Origin of the sequence: Thermotoga caldifontis AZM44c09 (assembly GCF_000828655.1) — a bacterium.
Lineage (GTDB): Bacteria > Thermotogota > Thermotogae > Thermotogales > DSM-5069 > Pseudothermotoga_A > Pseudothermotoga_A caldifontis.
Genome location: NZ_AP014509.1, coordinates 1,598,161 through 1,616,520, shown reverse-complemented (window position 1 = coordinate 1,616,520; position 18,360 = coordinate 1,598,161). Strand labels below are relative to the sequence as shown.

At 51.8% G+C, this 18,360-nt stretch carries 14 protein-coding genes; 6 read left to right on the top strand and 8 right to left on the bottom strand.

Translation table 11 applies throughout. The features are described 5' to 3' along the window. Window positions 1–8: 8 nt before the first annotated feature. Window positions 9–974, bottom strand: a complete 966-nt coding sequence (locus TSP01S_RS08020; protein WP_041077614.1) for an AfsR/SARP family transcriptional regulator — start codon at window positions 972–974, stop codon at window positions 9–11. A gap of 200 nt (window positions 975–1,174) precedes the next feature. On the opposite strand from TSP01S_RS08020, the gene TSP01S_RS08015 reads away from it, so the two are divergent. From TSP01S_RS08015 to TSP01S_RS07990, 6 genes are read left to right on the top strand one after another with little or no spacing between them, the layout of a single operon-like run. After that, complete coding sequence (locus TSP01S_RS08015) at window positions 1,175–3,097, top strand: hypothetical protein (RefSeq protein ID WP_041077613.1); 1,923 nt, start codon at window positions 1,175–1,177, stop codon at window positions 3,095–3,097. Beyond that, window positions 3,094–4,176 (top strand): BMP family lipoprotein, encoded by a 1,083-nt coding sequence (locus TSP01S_RS08010; protein ID WP_041077612.1) that lies wholly within the window; start codon window positions 3,094–3,096, stop codon window positions 4,174–4,176. The genes TSP01S_RS08015 and TSP01S_RS08010 overlap by 4 nt, the downstream gene beginning before the upstream one ends. Window positions 4,177–4,225: 49 nt before the next feature. Beyond that, window positions 4,226–5,758, top strand: coding sequence for an ABC transporter ATP-binding protein (locus tag TSP01S_RS08005; RefSeq protein WP_041077611.1), 1,533 nt, complete (start codon window positions 4,226–4,228; stop codon window positions 5,756–5,758). Further along, complete coding sequence (locus TSP01S_RS08000) at window positions 5,755–6,789, top strand: ABC transporter permease (protein WP_041077610.1); 1,035 nt, start codon at window positions 5,755–5,757, stop codon at window positions 6,787–6,789. The genes TSP01S_RS08005 and TSP01S_RS08000 overlap by 4 nt, the downstream gene beginning before the upstream one ends. Continuing rightward, complete coding sequence (locus tag TSP01S_RS07995; RefSeq protein WP_041077608.1) at window positions 6,786–7,739, top strand: ABC transporter permease; 954 nt, start codon at window positions 6,786–6,788, stop codon at window positions 7,737–7,739. Before TSP01S_RS08000 ends, TSP01S_RS07995 begins: the two co-directional genes overlap by 4 nt. A 9-nt stretch (window positions 7,740–7,748) precedes the next feature. Next, a complete protein-coding gene (locus TSP01S_RS07990) occupies window positions 7,749–8,306 on the top strand; it encodes a hypothetical protein (RefSeq protein WP_041077606.1) in 558 nt (185 codons plus the stop codon). Here TSP01S_RS07990 and TSP01S_RS07985 read toward each other — a convergent pair. From TSP01S_RS07985 to TSP01S_RS07955, 7 genes are all read right to left on the bottom strand, one after another. Then, window positions 8,256–10,349, bottom strand: a complete 2,094-nt coding sequence (locus tag TSP01S_RS07985) for a cell division protein FtsA (RefSeq protein WP_052463559.1) — start codon at window positions 10,347–10,349, stop codon at window positions 8,256–8,258. The genes TSP01S_RS07990 and TSP01S_RS07985 overlap by 51 nt on opposite strands. Then, window positions 10,346–12,643 (bottom strand): endonuclease MutS2, encoded by a 2,298-nt coding sequence (locus TSP01S_RS07980; RefSeq protein ID WP_041077604.1) that lies wholly within the window; start codon window positions 12,641–12,643, stop codon window positions 10,346–10,348. The genes TSP01S_RS07985 and TSP01S_RS07980 overlap by 4 nt, the downstream gene beginning before the upstream one ends. A gap of 23 nt (window positions 12,644–12,666) precedes the next feature. Further along, window positions 12,667–13,755, bottom strand: coding sequence for a hypothetical protein (locus TSP01S_RS07975; RefSeq protein WP_144380652.1), 1,089 nt, complete (start codon window positions 13,753–13,755; stop codon window positions 12,667–12,669). 107 nt (window positions 13,756–13,862) lie between these two features. After that, on the bottom strand, window positions 13,863–15,563 hold the full coding sequence (locus tag TSP01S_RS07970) for a GspE/PulE family protein (RefSeq protein ID WP_041077601.1): 1,701 nt from the start codon (window positions 15,561–15,563) through the stop codon (window positions 13,863–13,865). Next, entirely contained in the window at window positions 15,556–16,620 is a 1,065-nt protein-coding gene (gene ftsZ / locus TSP01S_RS07965) for a cell division protein FtsZ (RefSeq protein ID WP_041077599.1), read from the bottom strand. The genes TSP01S_RS07970 and ftsZ overlap by 8 nt, the downstream gene beginning before the upstream one ends. An 18-nt stretch (window positions 16,621–16,638) precedes the next feature. Beyond that, complete coding sequence (locus tag TSP01S_RS07960; protein WP_041077597.1) at window positions 16,639–17,895, bottom strand: cell division protein FtsA; 1,257 nt, start codon at window positions 17,893–17,895, stop codon at window positions 16,639–16,641. Continuing rightward, on the bottom strand, window positions 17,882–18,307 hold the full coding sequence (locus TSP01S_RS07955; protein ID WP_171816817.1) for a DUF4894 domain-containing protein: 426 nt from the start codon (window positions 18,305–18,307) through the stop codon (window positions 17,882–17,884). The genes TSP01S_RS07960 and TSP01S_RS07955 overlap by 14 nt, the downstream gene beginning before the upstream one ends. Window positions 18,308–18,360: the final 53 nt, after the last annotated feature.

The following is an 18,360-nucleotide window of genomic DNA, read 5'->3' as shown; positions in this document are numbered from 1 at the left end:
CTCAAAACTCAGCGTGCCATCCTCAGGGAAATTTTGCAGTGAGAAGGGCACCGTTTCAAAGCCGATTCTATCCTCTTTTGAATCGATTGCGCGACGGAATCGTCAACGTCGCGTATGAAGACGCCGAGCTTTCCTTTTGAAAAAATCTTGATCTCATCGGCTTCCCTGACAATTCCTTTCAGATACTGAACGACTTCATCGGTTCGATCTGTCTCGATGGTGATGATCCACACGATTCTCTTTCGCTGTGCAAGGAGATGTTCGTAGAAATCTCTGAGTTCTTGTGAGGGAATCACACCGAGCTCCTTCTCCATCCTTTTTGCGAAAGATCTGTAAAAATTCATGGCTTCAAGCTTTTGGCCGAGCTCGCCCATAGCTTTGAGGAGACTCAAACACGCCGATTCGTTGAACGGATCCTTCTCCAGCACCCTTTTCGATAGGTTACACACTTCTGTATACTCATTCTCTGCCTCGTGGAACGCGATCAATTCGAGCAGTGCTCCGATCAAAAGATCTTTGTAATGTTCCCGTGCCTGCACAGTCCAATCTTCATACTCACATTCGATCAGAACATCGTCCAGATATTCGTCCACAGCGCATTTTAGGATCGCAACTTTGTCTTTTACATTGCCACACGATCTCGCTTTTGCGATCTTTTTCTCGAACTCTTCCGCATCCACAGAAACTTCGCTGCTCTCATCGAAGCAGTAAGTCCCGTCACGGTAAGTCAGCAGATCTTTTCCGAGAAACCTTCGAATCATGGATACCGCTGTCTGTAGATTTCTACAGGCGTAATTTTCTTCCATGTCTGGCCAGAAGGTTTCGAACAAAACTTCCTTGGGGATCCTCCGCCTGTGGAAAACGACAAAATATCGCAACAGATCACGCGCTTTCCTCGACCTTATGGATTGTGGATCTAAATCTTTCCCATCGTCATTCATGAACCTTAAATCACCGAACAGGGACACCTTCATTTACCCTATCCCCTTCTGATTTTATTTTACCATGTTTACGTGGGACATATTCTTAGATTTGTGACCCAACCCGAAGGTTAATGTCCATCTTTTCAATTGGAATCTTTTTAGCAGCAAAATTTCCAATGGGACAGTGTGGACTCTGCGTGTTTCACGTTCGACCTTCATGTGCTATATTTTGAATGTACGGAGGATGGAGTGTGCTCAGGAGAATTTTCCTGATCTGTGTATTACTTTTGCCTTTGACCTTTTTAGCTCTCCAGGTACCTGATGCGCTGCAACTCTATCTGCAGCTGGTTCGTGAGTACGAATCGGGCTCGATCCAGCATCCGTTCCTCATCCAGGTGGAAGAGTCACTGCGCCATCTTTCCTTGTATCGTTTCTACAGGTTCCTGATCGCCGGCAGCGTGGACAAAAGGGAGGCCACGCCGGATCTTGGATACTATCTGGGATTGATCTACAGTTCGTACAGTTTCGAGAGCGAAGAAGAACAGCTCGCCGGTGCGCTGTTCCTTTCGTACCTTTCGAGCAAACTGTCGAAGACACGCCTGGCTGCCGATCAGGTGATGAAGAACGCTTCTTTCATAGATTTCTTCACCCGGTACAGAGATGTGGTGAGCAGGGAAGCGAGAACGTTCTTCTCGTGGATCATAGCTTACCAGCTGGGGCTCACGAATGAAAGGCCGCCGGTGAACGTTCAACAGAGATTTCAACTCGAACTCTCGGACTACGTTTTCACTCCCCCAGCCGATCTGAAGCATCTTTCGGATTTAACGCAGTTCTATGAGGATCCAAGCATTCAAGCAATACTCGATCAAGCCGTGAGCAGGGCGTTCGAAAACATACAGAAAGACCCTGCAAGGGTTGTGGCGCACATAAACAGAGAATCGGCTTTCGTGGCAAGAGACATCGTCAAACCGATCACGAGTCTTCAAGCGAGCATGGCACAGATGGTTCAGAAACTGACACCGAACACGAGGAACTACTGGTGGTTGAGGTTCGTCGTTTATGCTTTGGTACTACTGGTGACGTTCAGATATTCGAAGATTCGAAATATCGCGTTGAGCGGCATCTTGGTCTTCGAATCCGTTTACCTTTTCTTCCTCTTCGACCCCACATCACGGTACGAGTCTATGGCCTACGGTTTGGTCCTGCTTCTGGGTCTTGCGTTTGCGATTCTCAGATTACCCAAAAGACGTTCGAAGTTGTTTGAGATCGTTTCCATAGCTTTGATAGTGTTATCTCTCATCGTACCGTTGGTTCCACGATGTGAGGAGCTGTCTATGGACAGACAGGAAAGTTTCCTCGAGTCGAAGTACTACGATCTTCTGAAGCGAGAGCTGTACGTCGACGAACTTTCGCGAGTGGTTTATTACGTCAGACGTCTGTCATCAACCATGTACACCAGTCTGGAAGACACGAAGGCCGTGATCGATGACCTCGTCGAAAGACTCAGCAGTCTCAATTCGAAAGGAGTCATAACGGAGATCGTCCTGACGCCGAGACACGCCGTCTTTTTCAACGACCGTTCGAACTTTTTCAGCTACAGCAACGCCAGTGCGAGGCTGGGAGAATTTCAACCTCTGTCCAGCACCCTGAGGTTTTACCTGCTCGACGAGGAGTCACGCATGAGAAGTTTCAGGAAAGACCTCGATGCGCTACTCAAATACAGTAAGAGGTTGGTAAGCTACTCTGCGCCAAAGCTCAGAGATGAGTTCAGACAACACGTGCAGGATCTGTTCGGTGTGAAGTATCCCATTCTCTCCGATCTTTTACCAACGTTCGATCAGGAAATTTTTCAAGCTTCAAAAGATGTACGGCCACCACACATCAACGTTTTCAACAACAGATACTCGCTTTCGGTCCTTCTGGTTCTCTTACTCGTCTTCTTGACAGGTTTCTTCCTGAGTCCTAAGATATCTCTCGGACCGTCTGTGATTCTCCTGATCGGTTCTATCTGGGCGTGGTTGAGCAGTCATAAGTTGATCCTGATCGTGGAACAAACATCACCAGTGCTGATATTGCAGACACGTTCGTTCGTCAATCCGTTGCTCTTCCTGACGGCTATCTTTCTGGTTGTCATCAACGTTTTCAAACTCTTCAGAAGGGGGGAGTCGGTATGAAAAGGTTGATCGCGTTGTTTCTGATCGTCGCGCTCGCGGTCTTCGCCATGGCGTTCAAAGTCATCATGGTCACAGACGTTGGAGGTCTGGGTGACAAGTCCTTCAACGATGGAACATGGGAAGGCATCATAACGGCAGCGAAAGAGATCAAAGCAGAGGCCAAGGTCATTCAATCCTACGAGCAGGCAGACTACATACCCAACCTCACCAGGGCAGCACAGGAAGCGGACGTGGTCTTCGCAGTGGGATTCATGATGACGGACGCGCTGTTCAAGGTTGCCAAGCAGTTCCCGAACGTGTATTTTGTCGGAATCGACATCGTGCCACCTGAGGGAGAGAGCTTACCGAACGTGCTGTGCTACATATTCAAGGAGGAACATGCAGGTTTCTACGCCGGTTACATCGCTGCGGCCATGACTGCCACCGGAAAGATCGGTTTCGTTGGAGGTATTCCGATCCCACCGGTCGAAAGGTTCCGTTACGGTTATGAAGCCGGTGCCAAGATTTACTCCACACTACACAAGAAAAAGGTTGAGATCTTGAGGGGTTACACCAACGACTTCGAAGATCCTAAGAAGGGTAAGGACCTCACGATGGCACAGTACGCTCAGGGTGCGGACATCGTCTTCCTGGCGGCCGGTGCCTGCGGTAACGGTGGTATCGAAGCCGCGAAGGAGAAGATGGTCGCACTCGTGGGTTCTGACAGGCTGGTCGACATCATCGACTACGTCACGAAGAACGGCAAAGGATTCTTCGCGATCGGTGTGGACGTCGATCAGGATTACATGGCTCCGGGTGCCGTGCTCTGCAGCGCGATGAAGGGAATCTCTATGGCAGCCTACTACGGCGTTAAAGCAGCGTGGGAAGGCACGTTCGAAGGCGGCTTGAAAGTTCTCGGCGTCAAGGAAAATGGTGCCGGCGTGAGCCCGATGAAGTACACCAAGGGCATGATACCGAACAGGGTCATCGCCGAGCTCGAATACCTCACGAAACTGATAAAGGACGGCAAACTCGTCATTCCAGACACGGAAGACGCACTCAAGGCGTTCCAGGTTCCCGCCATATCGTTCCCGTTCTGAAAAAATGGGGCGCCGCTCGGCGCCCCTTGTTCAAAGAGAGGTTGAAAGCGTGGAAAAGGCAGTGGAGATGATCCAGATAGTGAAGAAATTTCCACAGGTGGTTGCGAACGACCACGTGGATTTGACAGTGTATAAAGGAGAGATACACGCGATTGTGGGGGAAAACGGGGCGGGAAAGACCACACTCATGAACCAGCTATACGGTCTCTTGAAACCAGATTCCGGCGAGATACGTATTTTTGGCAAGAAGGTCAGCTTCAAAAGTCCTCGTGACGCGATAGCGATGGGTATCGGAATGGTGCATCAGCACTTCATGCTGGTGAACAACCTGACTGTGGCCGAGAACGTTGTGCTCGGTTCTGAAACTGGTTTCGGTTTTCTCTTCGATCTCAAGGCTGCGAGGAAAAAGGTTGCGGAACTTTCCAAACGTTACGGTCTCCACGTCGATCCGGACGCGAAGATAGAAGATCTTCCAGTTGGGATGCAGCAGAGAGTCGAGATACTGAAAGTGCTCTACAGGGGTGCGGAGATCTTGATACTGGACGAACCTACTGCCGTTCTCACACCGCAGGAGACAGAGGAACTGTTTGAAACGATGTTCAAGTTGAAGGAGAGTGGGAAAACGATCATTTTCATTTCACATAAACTGAACGAAGTGATGAAGGTGAGCGATCGGATCACGGTGATGAGACAGGGCAAAGTCACCGGCGTGTTGAACAAGAACGAAACCAGTCCTCGAGAGATCGCGCGTCTGATGGTTGGTAGGGACGTCGTCTTCACGGTGGAAAAGACGCCCGCCAAACCAGGCGAGGTGGTCCTCAAGGTTGAAAATCTCCGTGTCAAGGATTACAGGGGCCTGGATGCCGTTAAGGGCGTGTCGTTCGAAGTCAAAGCTGGAGAGATCTACGCCATCGCAGGGGTGGCGGGCAACGGTCAGACGGAACTAATCGAGGCGCTCACAGGTTTGAGAAAACCTGTCTCCGGCAAGGTGTATTTCCTTGGAAAGGACGTCACCCACGCGACGCCGAGAGAACTCAGGGAAATGGGCATGGGTCACATTCCGGAAGACAGACACAAGTACGGCCTCATACTTCAGTTTCCCGCGTACTACAACGTGATCCTCGGCAGACATTGCAGGTCACCGTTTGCGAACGGTGAATTTCTAGTTCACAGGAAAATTCTCAGCTTCGCAGAAGAACTGTTCAAAAGATTCGACGTTCGACCCAACAACGTGAGAATGCTTGGGGGCAATTTTTCAGGCGGCAACCAACAGAAGATAGTGATCGCGAGGGAAATTGGCCTGGAACCGAAGCTCATGATAGTTTCTCAACCCACGAGAGGTTTGGACGTTGGCGCGACGGAGTTCGTCCACAGAACGCTCCTTCAACTCAGGGATTCTAACGTCGCCGTTCTGCTCGTCTCGATGGAGCTCGATGAAGTCCTGTCGCTGGCCGACCGGATTGCGGTGATGTACAACGGTCAGATCATGGGAGAGGTGGAACCAGGTTCCGTCACGATCGAGGAGATAGGTCTCATGATGGCCGGACACAGACTGGAAGAGATCAGGGGGCGTGTGGCTTGAACCAGAGGCTCTGGTCATTCCTCGTACCGGTACTTTCGGTGCTCGTGGCGCTGATCATCGCGTCTTTCGTGATCCTGATGATAGGTAAAAACCCCATAACTGCCTATGCGGCGCTCTTCAAGGGTGCCTTCGGCTCTAAACTGGCCATAGCTTCCACCATCGTTAAGACAACTCCGCTGATTCTGACTGGTCTTGCGGTTGGATTCGGCTTCAGAGCTGGTCTTTTCAACATAGGTGCCGAAGGTCAAATGATCGTCGGTGCGATGGCGGCGACAGCCTTCGCCATCAACGCAGGTTCTATTCCAGCCGTCATAGCGATCCCCCTGACGATGCTCGTCGGTATGCTCGCAGGTGCTGGCTACGCTTCGATCGCAGGTTTCTTGAAGGCGAAAACGGGCGCTCACGAAGTGGTCACCACGATCATGCTGAACTGGATAGCGGATTATCTTTCCAGCTACGTCGTCACCGTGCCGATGGGTGTGGGTTTTGGGACACCGAAAAGTCCAGAGATCGCATCCAGCACGAAGCTACCGCCTTTGATGGTGGTTCAGGCGACCGAACTCACAAGTGGCATCATAATCGCCGTGGTCGCTGCCATCCTGGTCAAAATACTGCTCGATAAGACCAGCAAGGGATACGAATTGAAAGCCGCGGGCTTCAATCCCTACGCTGCCGAGTACGGAGGGATAAAACTCGCGCAGAACATAGTCCTCGCCATGGCGATAAGCGGTGCACTGGCAGGCCTCGCAGGCACGCTGGAAGTCATGGGAGTCCATCACAGATTTCTGGGGACGCTCTCTGGTGGGAAAGGCTTCGATGGTATTTCCATAGCGTTGATAGGTCAGAACAATCCCATAGGAATCATCTTCGCCGCTCTGCTCATGGGTGCGCTCCGGAACGGCTCGAACGAGATGCAGTTCATAGGGGTTCCAAAGCACATCATAATGATCGTTCAGGCGATCATCATCTTTTTGGTTGCGGCCGATCGTATCGTCAGGACCATCTTTTTGAGAAAGAAGGTGGCCAGATGAGACTCCTTCTGGCGCTGATAGATATATTCACCAATCCTGCGTTCTACAAGCTCACGCTGACGGCTGCCACACCCCTGATCTTCGCTTCCCTGGGGGGAGTTTTCAGCGAAATAACGGGTGTTGTGAACATCGCTCTGGAAGGCATCATGCTCATGGGTGCCTTCGTCTCGGTCGTCTTCACCTGGCTCACGGGCAACGCATGGATCGGTGTGCTCTTCGCCGTCTTGGTGGGGCTGGGAATGGCGTGGTTGCACGCGTGGGCGAGCATAACCTGGAGGGGAAACCAGATAGTCTCCGGTACCGCGCTGATACTGCTGGCACAGGGAATTACGGGTTTTTTGATGGAACCCATATTCGGCAGGCCAGGTCAGACCGACATCGTGGGCAAGATTCCGGAGGTCAGGATTCCTTTATTGATGAAGAACAGGTTTTTAGCGCAGTCCATTGGAGAGCTGAGCCCGATGATTTACATGGCCTTCGCCTCCGTGGCGATCGCCTGGTTCATCATATACAAGACCAAGCTCGGACTGAGGATGAGATCTGTGGGAGAAAATCCTGAGGCTGCCGATACGCTGGGTGTCAACGTGTATGCGGTGAGGTATTTCGGTGTTCTGATGAGTGGTGTAATGGCTTCGCTGGGTGGGGCGTTTTTGAGCGTTGGGGAAGTGGGTAACTTCCGCGAGCTGATGACCGGTGGGCGAGGCTTCATAGCCCTCGCTGCGATGATACTGGGCAACTGGAACCCGGTGGGCGCCATGTGGGCGAGCCTGCTGTTTGGTTTTTCCGAGGCGTTCGCTAACCAGCTTCAAAGCAGTCCTTTGCTGAGAGTTGCATCCACGACAAAGCCGCTGTTCAACATGTTCCCGTTCATCGTCACTTTGATCGTGATCGCGGGCTTCATCGGCAAGACGCGGCCACCCGCAGCAGACGGAGTACCGTACGAAAAGTGAGGTGGGTCGATGAGAAGAAAGTTTTTGTTGCTTATGGTTCTCGCTCTGGTCGTTCATGCTTTTGCCTCGCATTTCGTCGTGTCTGCCGGTCTGTGTTTGGCTGAAGTGCAGGGTTGGAATCTCTCTGCAGGTTTTCTGGATCGAAGGTTTTCCGTTGAGACTGGCCTGACCTTCGACGCTGGAGGCATCTTCGGTGGCTCTCAGTTCGACATGTACAGCTTTGAAGTTCTGGCGAAGGTCGGCCTGTACAGTTTTGAATCTTTCTCCCTCGGGCCCATGGTCAGTGCGACTCTGGGTAATTTCACAACGGGCGAGTCCACACCGACTTGGTCAGCGAACGTGGGAGCTGGAGTTTTCGTCGACTACGTTTTTGAAAACCTCGAGTTCAGCGTCGGAATGATGTATCCATTTTTGAAGGGATTCGATGTCGTCGAATCCATTTACGTTGCCGCGAACTTCTTTCTAACACCGCCTGAAGGCAAGCGTTTCACAGACAGGTTCTTCGTCGGGATGGACCTACTGAACGGGAGGTTCAGATGGCGTTTCGGATTCGTCGAGACCTTTTGATCTGGCAACGAAGTTCAGTTCGTCCCCATCCTTGATTCGATCGAGAAAGCTGGCAGGTTTTCCGTTGAGTGTGAGTGTGTAATCTTTCAAATTCTTCAGATCTATTTCCACGCTGGCCAGGACGTCGGCCACGATGGGTTCAAACTTTGGAAGTTGCAACGTCATCCCGTCCCAGAGCGGTCTGTCCGAACTGACGTACTCGCCATCCACCAGGACGATGTGATTCTTCTGAAAGATCTTCACTTCCCTGCCGTTGAACTTCACCGTTACAGAACCAGGTTCCGGGAGCAGATCTTTTATCCGCGTCTCCCTACCTTCGAAGTGGTACAGTATTCCCGATTCGCCCTCTTCGATCTTCTGCAGGGTCAATCTGTACCTATCCACCCGCTTCGTTTCCCCATCGATGGTACAACTCACAGAACCGAGTCTTTCCTGCAGGAGTCGTTCGATCTCTTCCTTCTCTGGCCACACGATCAGGATGTCGTCACCATCTCTGACGACTCGCTCGAGATCTTCCACCGTCTCACCGTTGACGCGAACTTCTGGCAAAGTTTGGAAGACTTCGCTTTCGTTGAAGAAGATCCGGATCGGTTTGATGAGATCCTTCAGTTTTGGAGGCTCCACGCTGTCCATTTCCACCGGTTCCACCACAACTTCGTCTCCCGTTTTCAGGGTCTCGTGCAGAGTGCATTCTCTGCCGTTGAGCTTCACACGGAACTTCTTCTTCACAAAACCGTGAATCGTCTTTTGCTCACCGTTGACTCTGTACTGGATGGGTGGCTGGACCACGCCTATGAGTTCCTTCAAGCTGTAACCTGCCTGCGTGAGCAACTGCAGAACGGTCGGATTTTTGTTCAACCTCAGAACCCTCACGTCTTCGCCGTTGAGCCGGACCACGTCGTAGACAGAACCGAGTTCTTTCGCCTTCATGTACGCGATACCGGCGAGCGTCACGTACTCGCTGCCGACAAAACCTTCCTTGATGGACCTGACCGTTTCCAGTTCCTCAACCGACTTGAGGGCCACCCGTTCTTTTGGTAGTTTAAGCCGTTCAGCGAGTTTCGTCCTCAGCGACGAAAGTTTGGCCCCTCCTCCGACGAGTAAAACCGCACTCGGATTGCCCAGGTTCAGAGCTTCGATGCGCTCGGCTATGCTTTCTGCGATCTCTGTGACGGTCGGTTCTATGACTCTTTCGAATTCCGATCTCTCCACGAGGATGGTCTCACCTGTGATGTTCCTGACCTCCATGACCTGCAACGATTCGATGTTCCTTTTGAGCGTTTCTGCTGTCTTGAAATCGAGCAGGTAGTGCCTGGCTATCGCCTCGGTCACCTCATCGCCTGCGAGCGGGACCATGTCGTAACCGAGCACGCTGCCAGCCTTGGCAATCGCGATGTCACTGGTTCCGGCACCGATGTCCACCAGGGCCACGTTCAGAAACCTCAGCTCGTCGGGCAGCGCTATTTCGAGCGCCGCCATGGGCTCAAGCGTTAGGAAAGAACACCGTAACCCTGCAAGGTGCAAGGCGTTGATCATCGCGTCTATGACCTGGTTGGGCAACATCGCAACGATCAGCTTCGTGTAGAGTTCTTCTCCTCTGTGTCCGAGAGGATTCTTGATCCAGAAGCCATCCAGCTTGTATTCCAGAACTGAATAACCTGCGCAGTAAAGCTTGGTGGTCGAATCGCTCGCGAAGTTCACATTTTCCAGTGCGCGCGCTTCGAGTTCTTTGAGGATCCTCTCGTCGATCGGACGGTTTGGTACCTTCATGGTGGCTTCCACAATCTGCGTTTTCAGAAACCTTCCAGCAACTGCGACCGCAACTTCTTCAAGCACCGTATCGTTTCGATCCTCGAGGTTCTTCTTCACCTTTTCGATTATCCTCGCGACACTCTTGATGTCGTGTATCTGACCGTCCACCATGCTTCTCACGGGATGCTCCATCGTCTCGTAATCGACAACGGTCAGAACCTCATCTTCAAACGTTCCTATGAGACCTGCCACTTTCCTCGTTCCGATGTCCAGCGCGAAAACGCTCTTCATACCTCGACCACCGTCACACCCGTTCCACCCTCGTTCGGTGTGCCGAACCTGTAGCGCTTCACCCTGGGATCTCTCCTCAATATCTGCCAGATCCCCACAGCGAGCCTCCCGGTGCCCTTGCCGTGTATGATGTAACCGACCTTGAAATCCGAAAGACACAGATCGTCTATGAACCTCTCCACCAGCGGCTCTGCCTCTTCGACCGTTAGGCCCCGCACATCTATCTCTGGTTTTTTCAGCTCGAAACTGATGGAGGGACTCACTTCTTCCTGCTGCGAAACTTGTTCCACCTTGACCAAATTCCTCTTGCGCGCCTCGAGCCTCAGACCATTGAAATCGACGATGTACCTATCTCCCCTCTTTTCAACGACTTTTCCAACAGCTTCACCGTTTCTCAGTCTCACGGTGTCTCCAACGTCTATCTGAGAATCTGAAACCGTTTCCTGTTCGAACTGTATCTGTCTGACTTTCGCTGCGTGGTCTTCGAAGTGCTTCGAAGCGCTCCTCAAGCTCGCCAGATCCTCCTTGCTCTTTATGGACCTTATGGTTTCGTCGACCTGCTTCTTCGCCTGTTTTATGTAGTCGTACAGCTGTTTCAATTCTCTGTCGAGTTCTTCTATCTTCTTCTGCCTGAGCTCTTGATATTTCTGCTCGTACTCTTGCTTCATCCTTTCCAGTTGGAGCCTTTCTTTCTCGAGATCCTCTATCCTCTTCTTGGTGAGCACGAGCTGTTTTTGATACTCTTCCACGACCTTGGCTACCTCGACGTAGTCTTTGCCGAGGTAATCTCTGGCCATCTGTAGAACAGATCCATCCAGGCCAAGTTTTTGCGCTATTTCGAGCGCGTGAGAACCACCGACAACGCCCATGAGTATGCGATAAGTCGGTTTCAACGTTTCAGGATCGAACTCGAGGGAAGCACTGACCAGGCTCTCGTCGTTCACGGCGCGGAGCTTGATCGGCGTGAGGTGCGTGGTCACGATGAACTTGCAACCGATCTGTTTCAAACGTTCTATGATGGCGAGGCCCAGTGCCGCACCTTCAACCGGATCGGTGCCGGCACCGAGTTCGTCGATCAGGACCAAACTGCTTTCATCCGCACTTTGGAGTGCGAGTATTATGTTTCGCAGGTGTGATGAAAAGGTGCTGAGGTTCTGCTCGATGCTCTGCTCGTCTCCAACGTCGACGAACACGCTGTCGAATCCAAATATCTCCGTACCGTGCGCGCAAGGTAGAGGTATGGCAGCTTTCATCATGCAGCAGAACAAACCCACAGTTTTCAGTGAAACCGTTTTACCACCGGTGTTGGGACCCGTCAAGATGAGACCGGATTTGTTTACTGGGAGCGAAAGGTCTATGGGTACCACCCTCGAACGGTCGAGCAACGGATGTCTTGCCTGAACCAGATGCACTATCCTTCGTGAGGACGGATAGACCACGATGGCTCCGTAATCAACCGCGAACGAGGCTCTCGCATGAATGGAATCTATCGTCGCGACGAAGTTGAGACCTTCTTCTATGCGTTTCAGGTTCTGCCTCACGAGGCCGGTCAGTTCTCTCAGAATTCTGTTTATCTCCTTCGTTTCCTCCTCTTTGAGCTCGTACAGTTTGTTGTTCAGAGGCACGAATTCGTCCGGCTCGACGAAGCAGGTGGCGGACGAAGCCGAAACGCCATGGACTATGCCTCTGACCTGCCCTCTGTGACTCGCCTTGATAGGAAACACGTGTCTTCCATCTTTCAGAACGCAGATGGGATCTTGAAGAAACGTCCTGTTCATCTTGATGAAGGCATCGCTTCTTTTCCTTATCTCTTCCAGAGAACTCCTGATTTGCTGCCTTATCTCCTTCAGCTTTTCAGAGGCCTCGTCTTTGATCAGTCCGTTCGGATCGATACATCCGTGGATCTTTGCAACGAGGTCCGTGGCTGGTTCAACACTTCGGGCTAATTCTTTCATCGTGAATCGGTCCGGAAGTCTTTCGAGCCTCTCTTTCAAAACCTTCGTCACGGCGATGGCGTCCGCCAGTCTCAAAAGCTGTTGTGGCTCGAGAACAGAACCAGCGTTGAGTCTATCGAGCACGTCTTCCACGTCCGCGCTCTGTACGTTGCTGGGCAGCAGGTTGTGCGACGATTTGATCAGCTCTATGGCTTCCTCCACAAACTTCAACTCGTGTGTTGGATCCTTTTTTGGTTTCAGAGCGCGCACGAGTTTTTTCCCAAGCTGTGTCACCGCGTAGGACGAGAGTAACGAGAGAAATTTGTCGTAATCGAGTCTTTCAAGTGTGTGGACCTCTATGAAGAAGCACCTCCAATGATATTCTACTCGCCGATCTGCATGGTGGTTTCAAAGTCCAGCCGATCGTTTTTCGTGGCTACTTTCACCAAGAGCTTGTAGGTACCGGGCTGTGTTATGGCAGCGGCGCTGTAAGGGTAGAACTTGAAGATCTCGTACTTCGAATACGGCGTCAGCCACATCCTCGTTGGCCCCTTTCTAACGTCCAGTGAGGATGGTAAGAGTGAAACAGCTATTTCTTCGACTTCGAGATAGACGTTGTCTTTCGTATCGTTCAGAAGATAAACGGAGAATTCCAGCGAACTTTTCAAACTGGCAAGCTTTGGAGCGTCGGTGTAGATCTTGACCTTTCTCAAGTTCCTTTCCGAACTGCTCACGCACGCCACTGGCAGGACCAGAGAGTTCATCGAACCGTTCACGACGCAGTCGAACTGGATGGAGTACACACCTTCTCTGTCGAAAGGAACTTCAACGTCCGCCAGCTCGACCAGCTCACCGACCCTGACGTTCTGCCACAACGGTTTGACCTGGACGGCACTCTGCCAGACGAGCCTGCCATCCTGCTTCAAGCTCGCGCTGAAAGCGTCTATTCTGAGATCCTGAGTTCGCGAAGTCTGATTGAGCAAGTTGACCTTCAGTCTGGCCCGTTCTCCCACAAAGTAAAAATCTTTGAGGTTCTCCACGATCAGTTCGTATCTCTCGACACTCAGGAACTTTTTCTCCGCTGAAACTTTCTTGCCATCCACAGCGAGCTCCACCCGGATCAGGTATTCTCCGGAAGGAAGGTTCGTTATTTCCTTCTCTCTCTTCAGATCGAAGAGCAACCGGCTGACGAAAGGATCAAGAACTCCGCGGACAGGCTGGCTCTGCCTGAAACTGTAAATCTGCTCGTTCTGAGAGTTGAGGATCTGAAAGGAAAAATCTGTGATGGTAACCTCTCTCCGCTTGTCCGAGTTGTTGTAGAGCCTGACTTGGACGTCGAGTGGCGATCCCGAACTGTAGCTGTCTTCGCACTGTATGAGGATCTGGTTCAGCGGGGCCTTTTCGATCGAAAGTTGGCCGTAATAACTCCTGATACCGAAAAAGAACAGAAAGACTACCACAAGATTGAGCAATAAAAAATAAAACCCACGTCTGCGGTACTTCTGGGTTCTCTCTTGTTCTCTCTTCAAGATTTCTCGTTCTTTCATTTTCCAGCTTTCTGGATCTCTGGAAAAATACTTCATATCGAAGAGGTCACCCTGAGCACTTCTTCGAAGGACGTTATGCCTTTCAAGACCTTTTCGAAACCGTCTATGAACATCGGGCGCATACCTTTACGCAGTGCAAGATCGTATATTTCTCTTTCGCCACCACCCGAAACGATCAGATCCTTGATCTCTCTGTCGACTATGAGGACCTCACCGACTGCGACCCTTCCTCTGTAACCCACCCCGTTGCATGCGGTGCACCCTGGTCCAACGGAGTATTCCACAGGTTCAAGGTCCGGAAAGACTTCCTTCCACATCTGCAGATATTCGGGCCTGAGATCTGCCTTGACCCTGCAGTTCTCACAGAGCTTTCGTACGAGTCTCTGGCTGATCACCCCGATCAGAGCAGTTGAAAGGAGGTGTCTGTCGATACCGAGGTTCACGAGCCTGTCGACGGCCGCGGCGGCACTGTTGGTGTGGAGCGTGCTCAACACTAAGTGTCCGGTGAGTGCGGCCTCGATCGCGAGGTTCGCGGTTTCTTTGTCCCTCATCTCACCGATCATGATGATGTCAGGGTCCTGCCGCAGGAACGATCTCAGGAATCTCGCGAAGGTCAGGCCTATCTCCGGATTCACCTGGCACTGAGTCACCCCGTCTATCGTGTACTCCACAGGATCTTCAGCAGTCACGATGTTCACGGTGATATCCTTGAGCTTGTTTATCATGGCGACGAGTGTGGTGGATTTTCCACTTCCGGTGGGTCCCGTCACGAGTATTATGCCGTTCGGCCTGGTCAGGAGGCTCGAGATGAGTTTGTAGTTGTACTCGCTGAAACCAAGCTCCTCCAGTTGTCTGTAGGCGGAGGAAACTTTGAGTATCCTCATCACGACCTTTTCTCCATGAACTGATGGCATAGTGGAGACACGGAAGTCGTACTGCTCACCCTGTATGTTCATGTAGAACTTTCCATCCTGGGGCAAACGTTTTTCGGATATGTCGAGTCCCGACATGATCTTTATTCGCGTGACCACAGCGTTGTGCTGGGCTTTGGAATAATCCACTATTTTTCTGAGAAGACCATCTATTCTGTACCTCACCCTGACATAGTTTCTGAAGGGTTCTATGTGGATGTCGCTCGCCTCCATCTGCACGGCTCTCTGAATGAGGGCGTTCACCATCTTGATGATCGGTGCCTCTGGTTCTGCCTCCAGTTCTTCAGTTTCTTCGATGGTCAGAACTTCAGGTTCAGGTTCCTCAGAGACCGGAATTTGCTGCGCCAGTTCGGCGATCCCACCGTGGATGTACTGTTTGTACATGAACGCGAACAGCGAGGGGGTTGTGAGATAAACCAGCGGTTCCTGCCCGGTAATGAACCTGACTTCTCCCATGATTCTGCTCAAATTGTGGACGGTGTCTGTGACGAGCACGAGTCGACCATCACGTTTGTCTATGGGAATGACGCGGAGTTCCTCGATCAGGGCTCGAGGCAAGCTGCCCAGAACTTCCGCTGAAACCGCCCTGGGTGGATCCTTGAGTATGGGCAGGTTGTACTGCTCCGCGAGGGCCTCCGTGAGTTCTTCCCAAGTCACGTATCCAAGCTCAACGAGTGTTTCGCCCAGCGGTTTCTTGGTCAGTTTCTGTTGTTCCAAAGCCCTGTTGAGCTGTTCTTTTGTGATGATGCCCTTCTCGAGGAGGACCTCGCCGATACGTCTGTATCTGATCTTCTCAGGCATTGATCGTATCCTCCAAACCGAACCTGTATATCGCGGGAATGTCCGTTTCCGGGAAAAGGATCCTCTCTTCCTGATCGAAACCCGTCGCTATGACCGTCACCTTCATTTCGTCTTCCTTGAGTTCGTCGTCGATGATCAAGCCGAATTTGACGTCCGCGTCTTCACTGCAACTCTGCCTGACGATCGAAGCGGCTAAGTGCAATTCTCTCAGCTGTACCGTTTTGGGTGCAGCAACGTTCAGTATAATCGCCCTGGCGTTCTCCACAGGCTGCTCCATCAACTTGCTCGTCATGGCTCTCTTCGCTGCCTCAGCCGCCCTGTTCGCTCCTTTCCCTATCCCGATCCCGAGCATCGCCACACCGGCGTTCCTCATGACCGATTCGACATCGGCAAAGTCAAGGTTTATGTAGCCCCGTTTCGTTATGAGTTCTGAGATACCTTTCACTCCCTGATGGAGCATTTCATCTGCTGCCGCGAACGCATCAACTGCGGTTACGTCTGGCGGCAATTCTTCAAGCAATTTGTTGTTCGACACCTTGATGAGTGTGTCCACGCTCGGCTTGAGTCTTCGCAATCCTTCTATCGCCGTTTGCCAGCGTTCTTTACCTTCGAAGTAGAACGGTGTGGTTACGACCGCCACGGTGAGGATTCCCATCTTCTTGGCCACATCCGCTATCACAGGGGTCGCTCCAGTCCCGGTACCGCCACCGAAACCCGCCGTGAGGAACAACATGTCGGTGTCCTTGAGTACCTGTTCTATTTTGTCCAAACTCTCCAAGGCGGCTTCTTCCCCAACCTTCGGGTTTCCACCCGCACCGAGCCCACGCGTCCTCCGCTCTCCTATTTGAATCTTCAAATCCGCTTCCGTTTCTTCCAGAACCTGCACGTCCGTGTTCACAGCTATGAGCTGTACGTTCTTCAGTCCCATCCTCGCCATGCGGTTCACGGCGTTGTTACCCGCTCCCCCAACCCCTATGACTTTTATGATCGGTATTCTCTTCCTTGAAAGTTTTTCTGTCTCTTTGCCTTTTTCCGATTTTCCCAGCTCGAAAGGCATAGGACCGCCTCCTCGTGTTCACCACAGACTCTTGAACATTTCAACGAGTTTCTTGAAGAAACCCTGTTTTGAACTCGGAGCTTTCGCTGCGACCACCGACTGAGTCTGTCTCAGAAGCTGGGTCATACCACCCAGCAAGCCACACAGTGCGGGATCCTCGACAACGTCTTCATCGTTCAGAATGGGAAGGTTCGGAACGTTGAAAGTTCCAACACGCGCAGGGCCTTCGAACACGTCTAAGGCCAGATCTATGAGCCTTGGAATCTTCGCCCCACCACCAACGAAGACCACCCCACCGGGCAACCTCCCGATCGTGCTGGAAGGATTCTGCAACGTGAACTCTCTGATCGTTCTCCTGGCCTTCATGAGTATTTCTCTCAAACGTGCGTGTATTATTCGGGCGAGTTCTTCTTTAGTTGTGACCTTCAAGGTTCTTCCGTCCAGGCCTCTGTACTCGATCGTCTGCTGAGCGTACGCCGCCTCTCCGTAAACGGCGCTGCCCTCGGATCTGAGCAACCGTTCGGCTTCCTCCATGGACGTACCGAGAACGATCGATATGTCGCGCAGCACGTTCCTGATGCCGAGCGGTATCACCTGCAGTCTGGCCGGGACGGAGGCTGAGTATATCACGACGAAGGTGTGGGAATGTCCGAGGTCGATCAGACATACGCCCGTTTCTTTCTCCACATCGCTCAAAGCACATTCTGCGGCGAGAAGGCTTGAATGACCAACGAGCAACGGTTCTGGTAAGACCTCGCTCAAGAAATCGAAGACGGAGCTTGAATCTTTTTCCATAACGGCGGCCGTCACTTCGAATCTGATTCTGTTCGCGGTCATTCCGATCGGGTTCAGGACGAACTTCGTCCCATCGACCACGTACCTCTTCGGGTAGAAGTGCAACAGTCTGTACTTGTCTGAGAGTTCTGACTCCACTGTGGCCCTGAGTGACTCCACGATCGATTCATCGACCGGTTTCTTCTCGTTCTCTGAGACAGTCAACTCCGCTCCATGTTCGACAAGTTTCACGCCACTGTGGCTGCTCGAGATTATGAAGTCTGCGCGCCTGACTCTCGATTCTCGCTCGAGCTCATCCACGAGCGATTCGACCGCTTCACTGACTGCCGTGGCATCTCTAACGTCCCCGCCCTCTATTCCTCTCATCCTCATGGAGGCTTTTGCCAGGACTTCCAGACCTTGATTTGTATGCCTGAGAACCACACCTTTGCAGCTATGACTACCAACGTCGATCAGACAGTAAGTTTCACCTTTCCTCATCGTCCCCACCTCTTAACTTGTAAAAAAGCCCATTGGAGGACAAAAAATATTCCCCCTTAGGCTCCATCCTCTTGATCGCCTCGTTCAAAGTGCTCAGATTCCTCAGCAAATCTTCCCATTCGTTGAACCTCAAGCTCACACTCTTCAAGAGTACGACCCTTCTCTCTTTGGGTACCACCTCAACAACGTATGGATTGCTCAGCAGCGGTTTCAACTTCTGTATCAAGTTTACAACAGATTCCTGAACACATCCATCTCGAACCTCCACCCCGCTCACGTAGGCACGCGACAAGGCGTCTTCCACACTGGCAACTTCGAGGAGTCTACCGCTTCGTCCTACCCACCACAGTCTGCCTTTGTGAGCAACAAGAAAATCGCGTTCTTCTTCGATCAGCGTAGTCGTCGCGCCCATAGACCTCGATATCAGAAAGAAGACACAAATTGAACAGAATAAAGCAAGAAAAG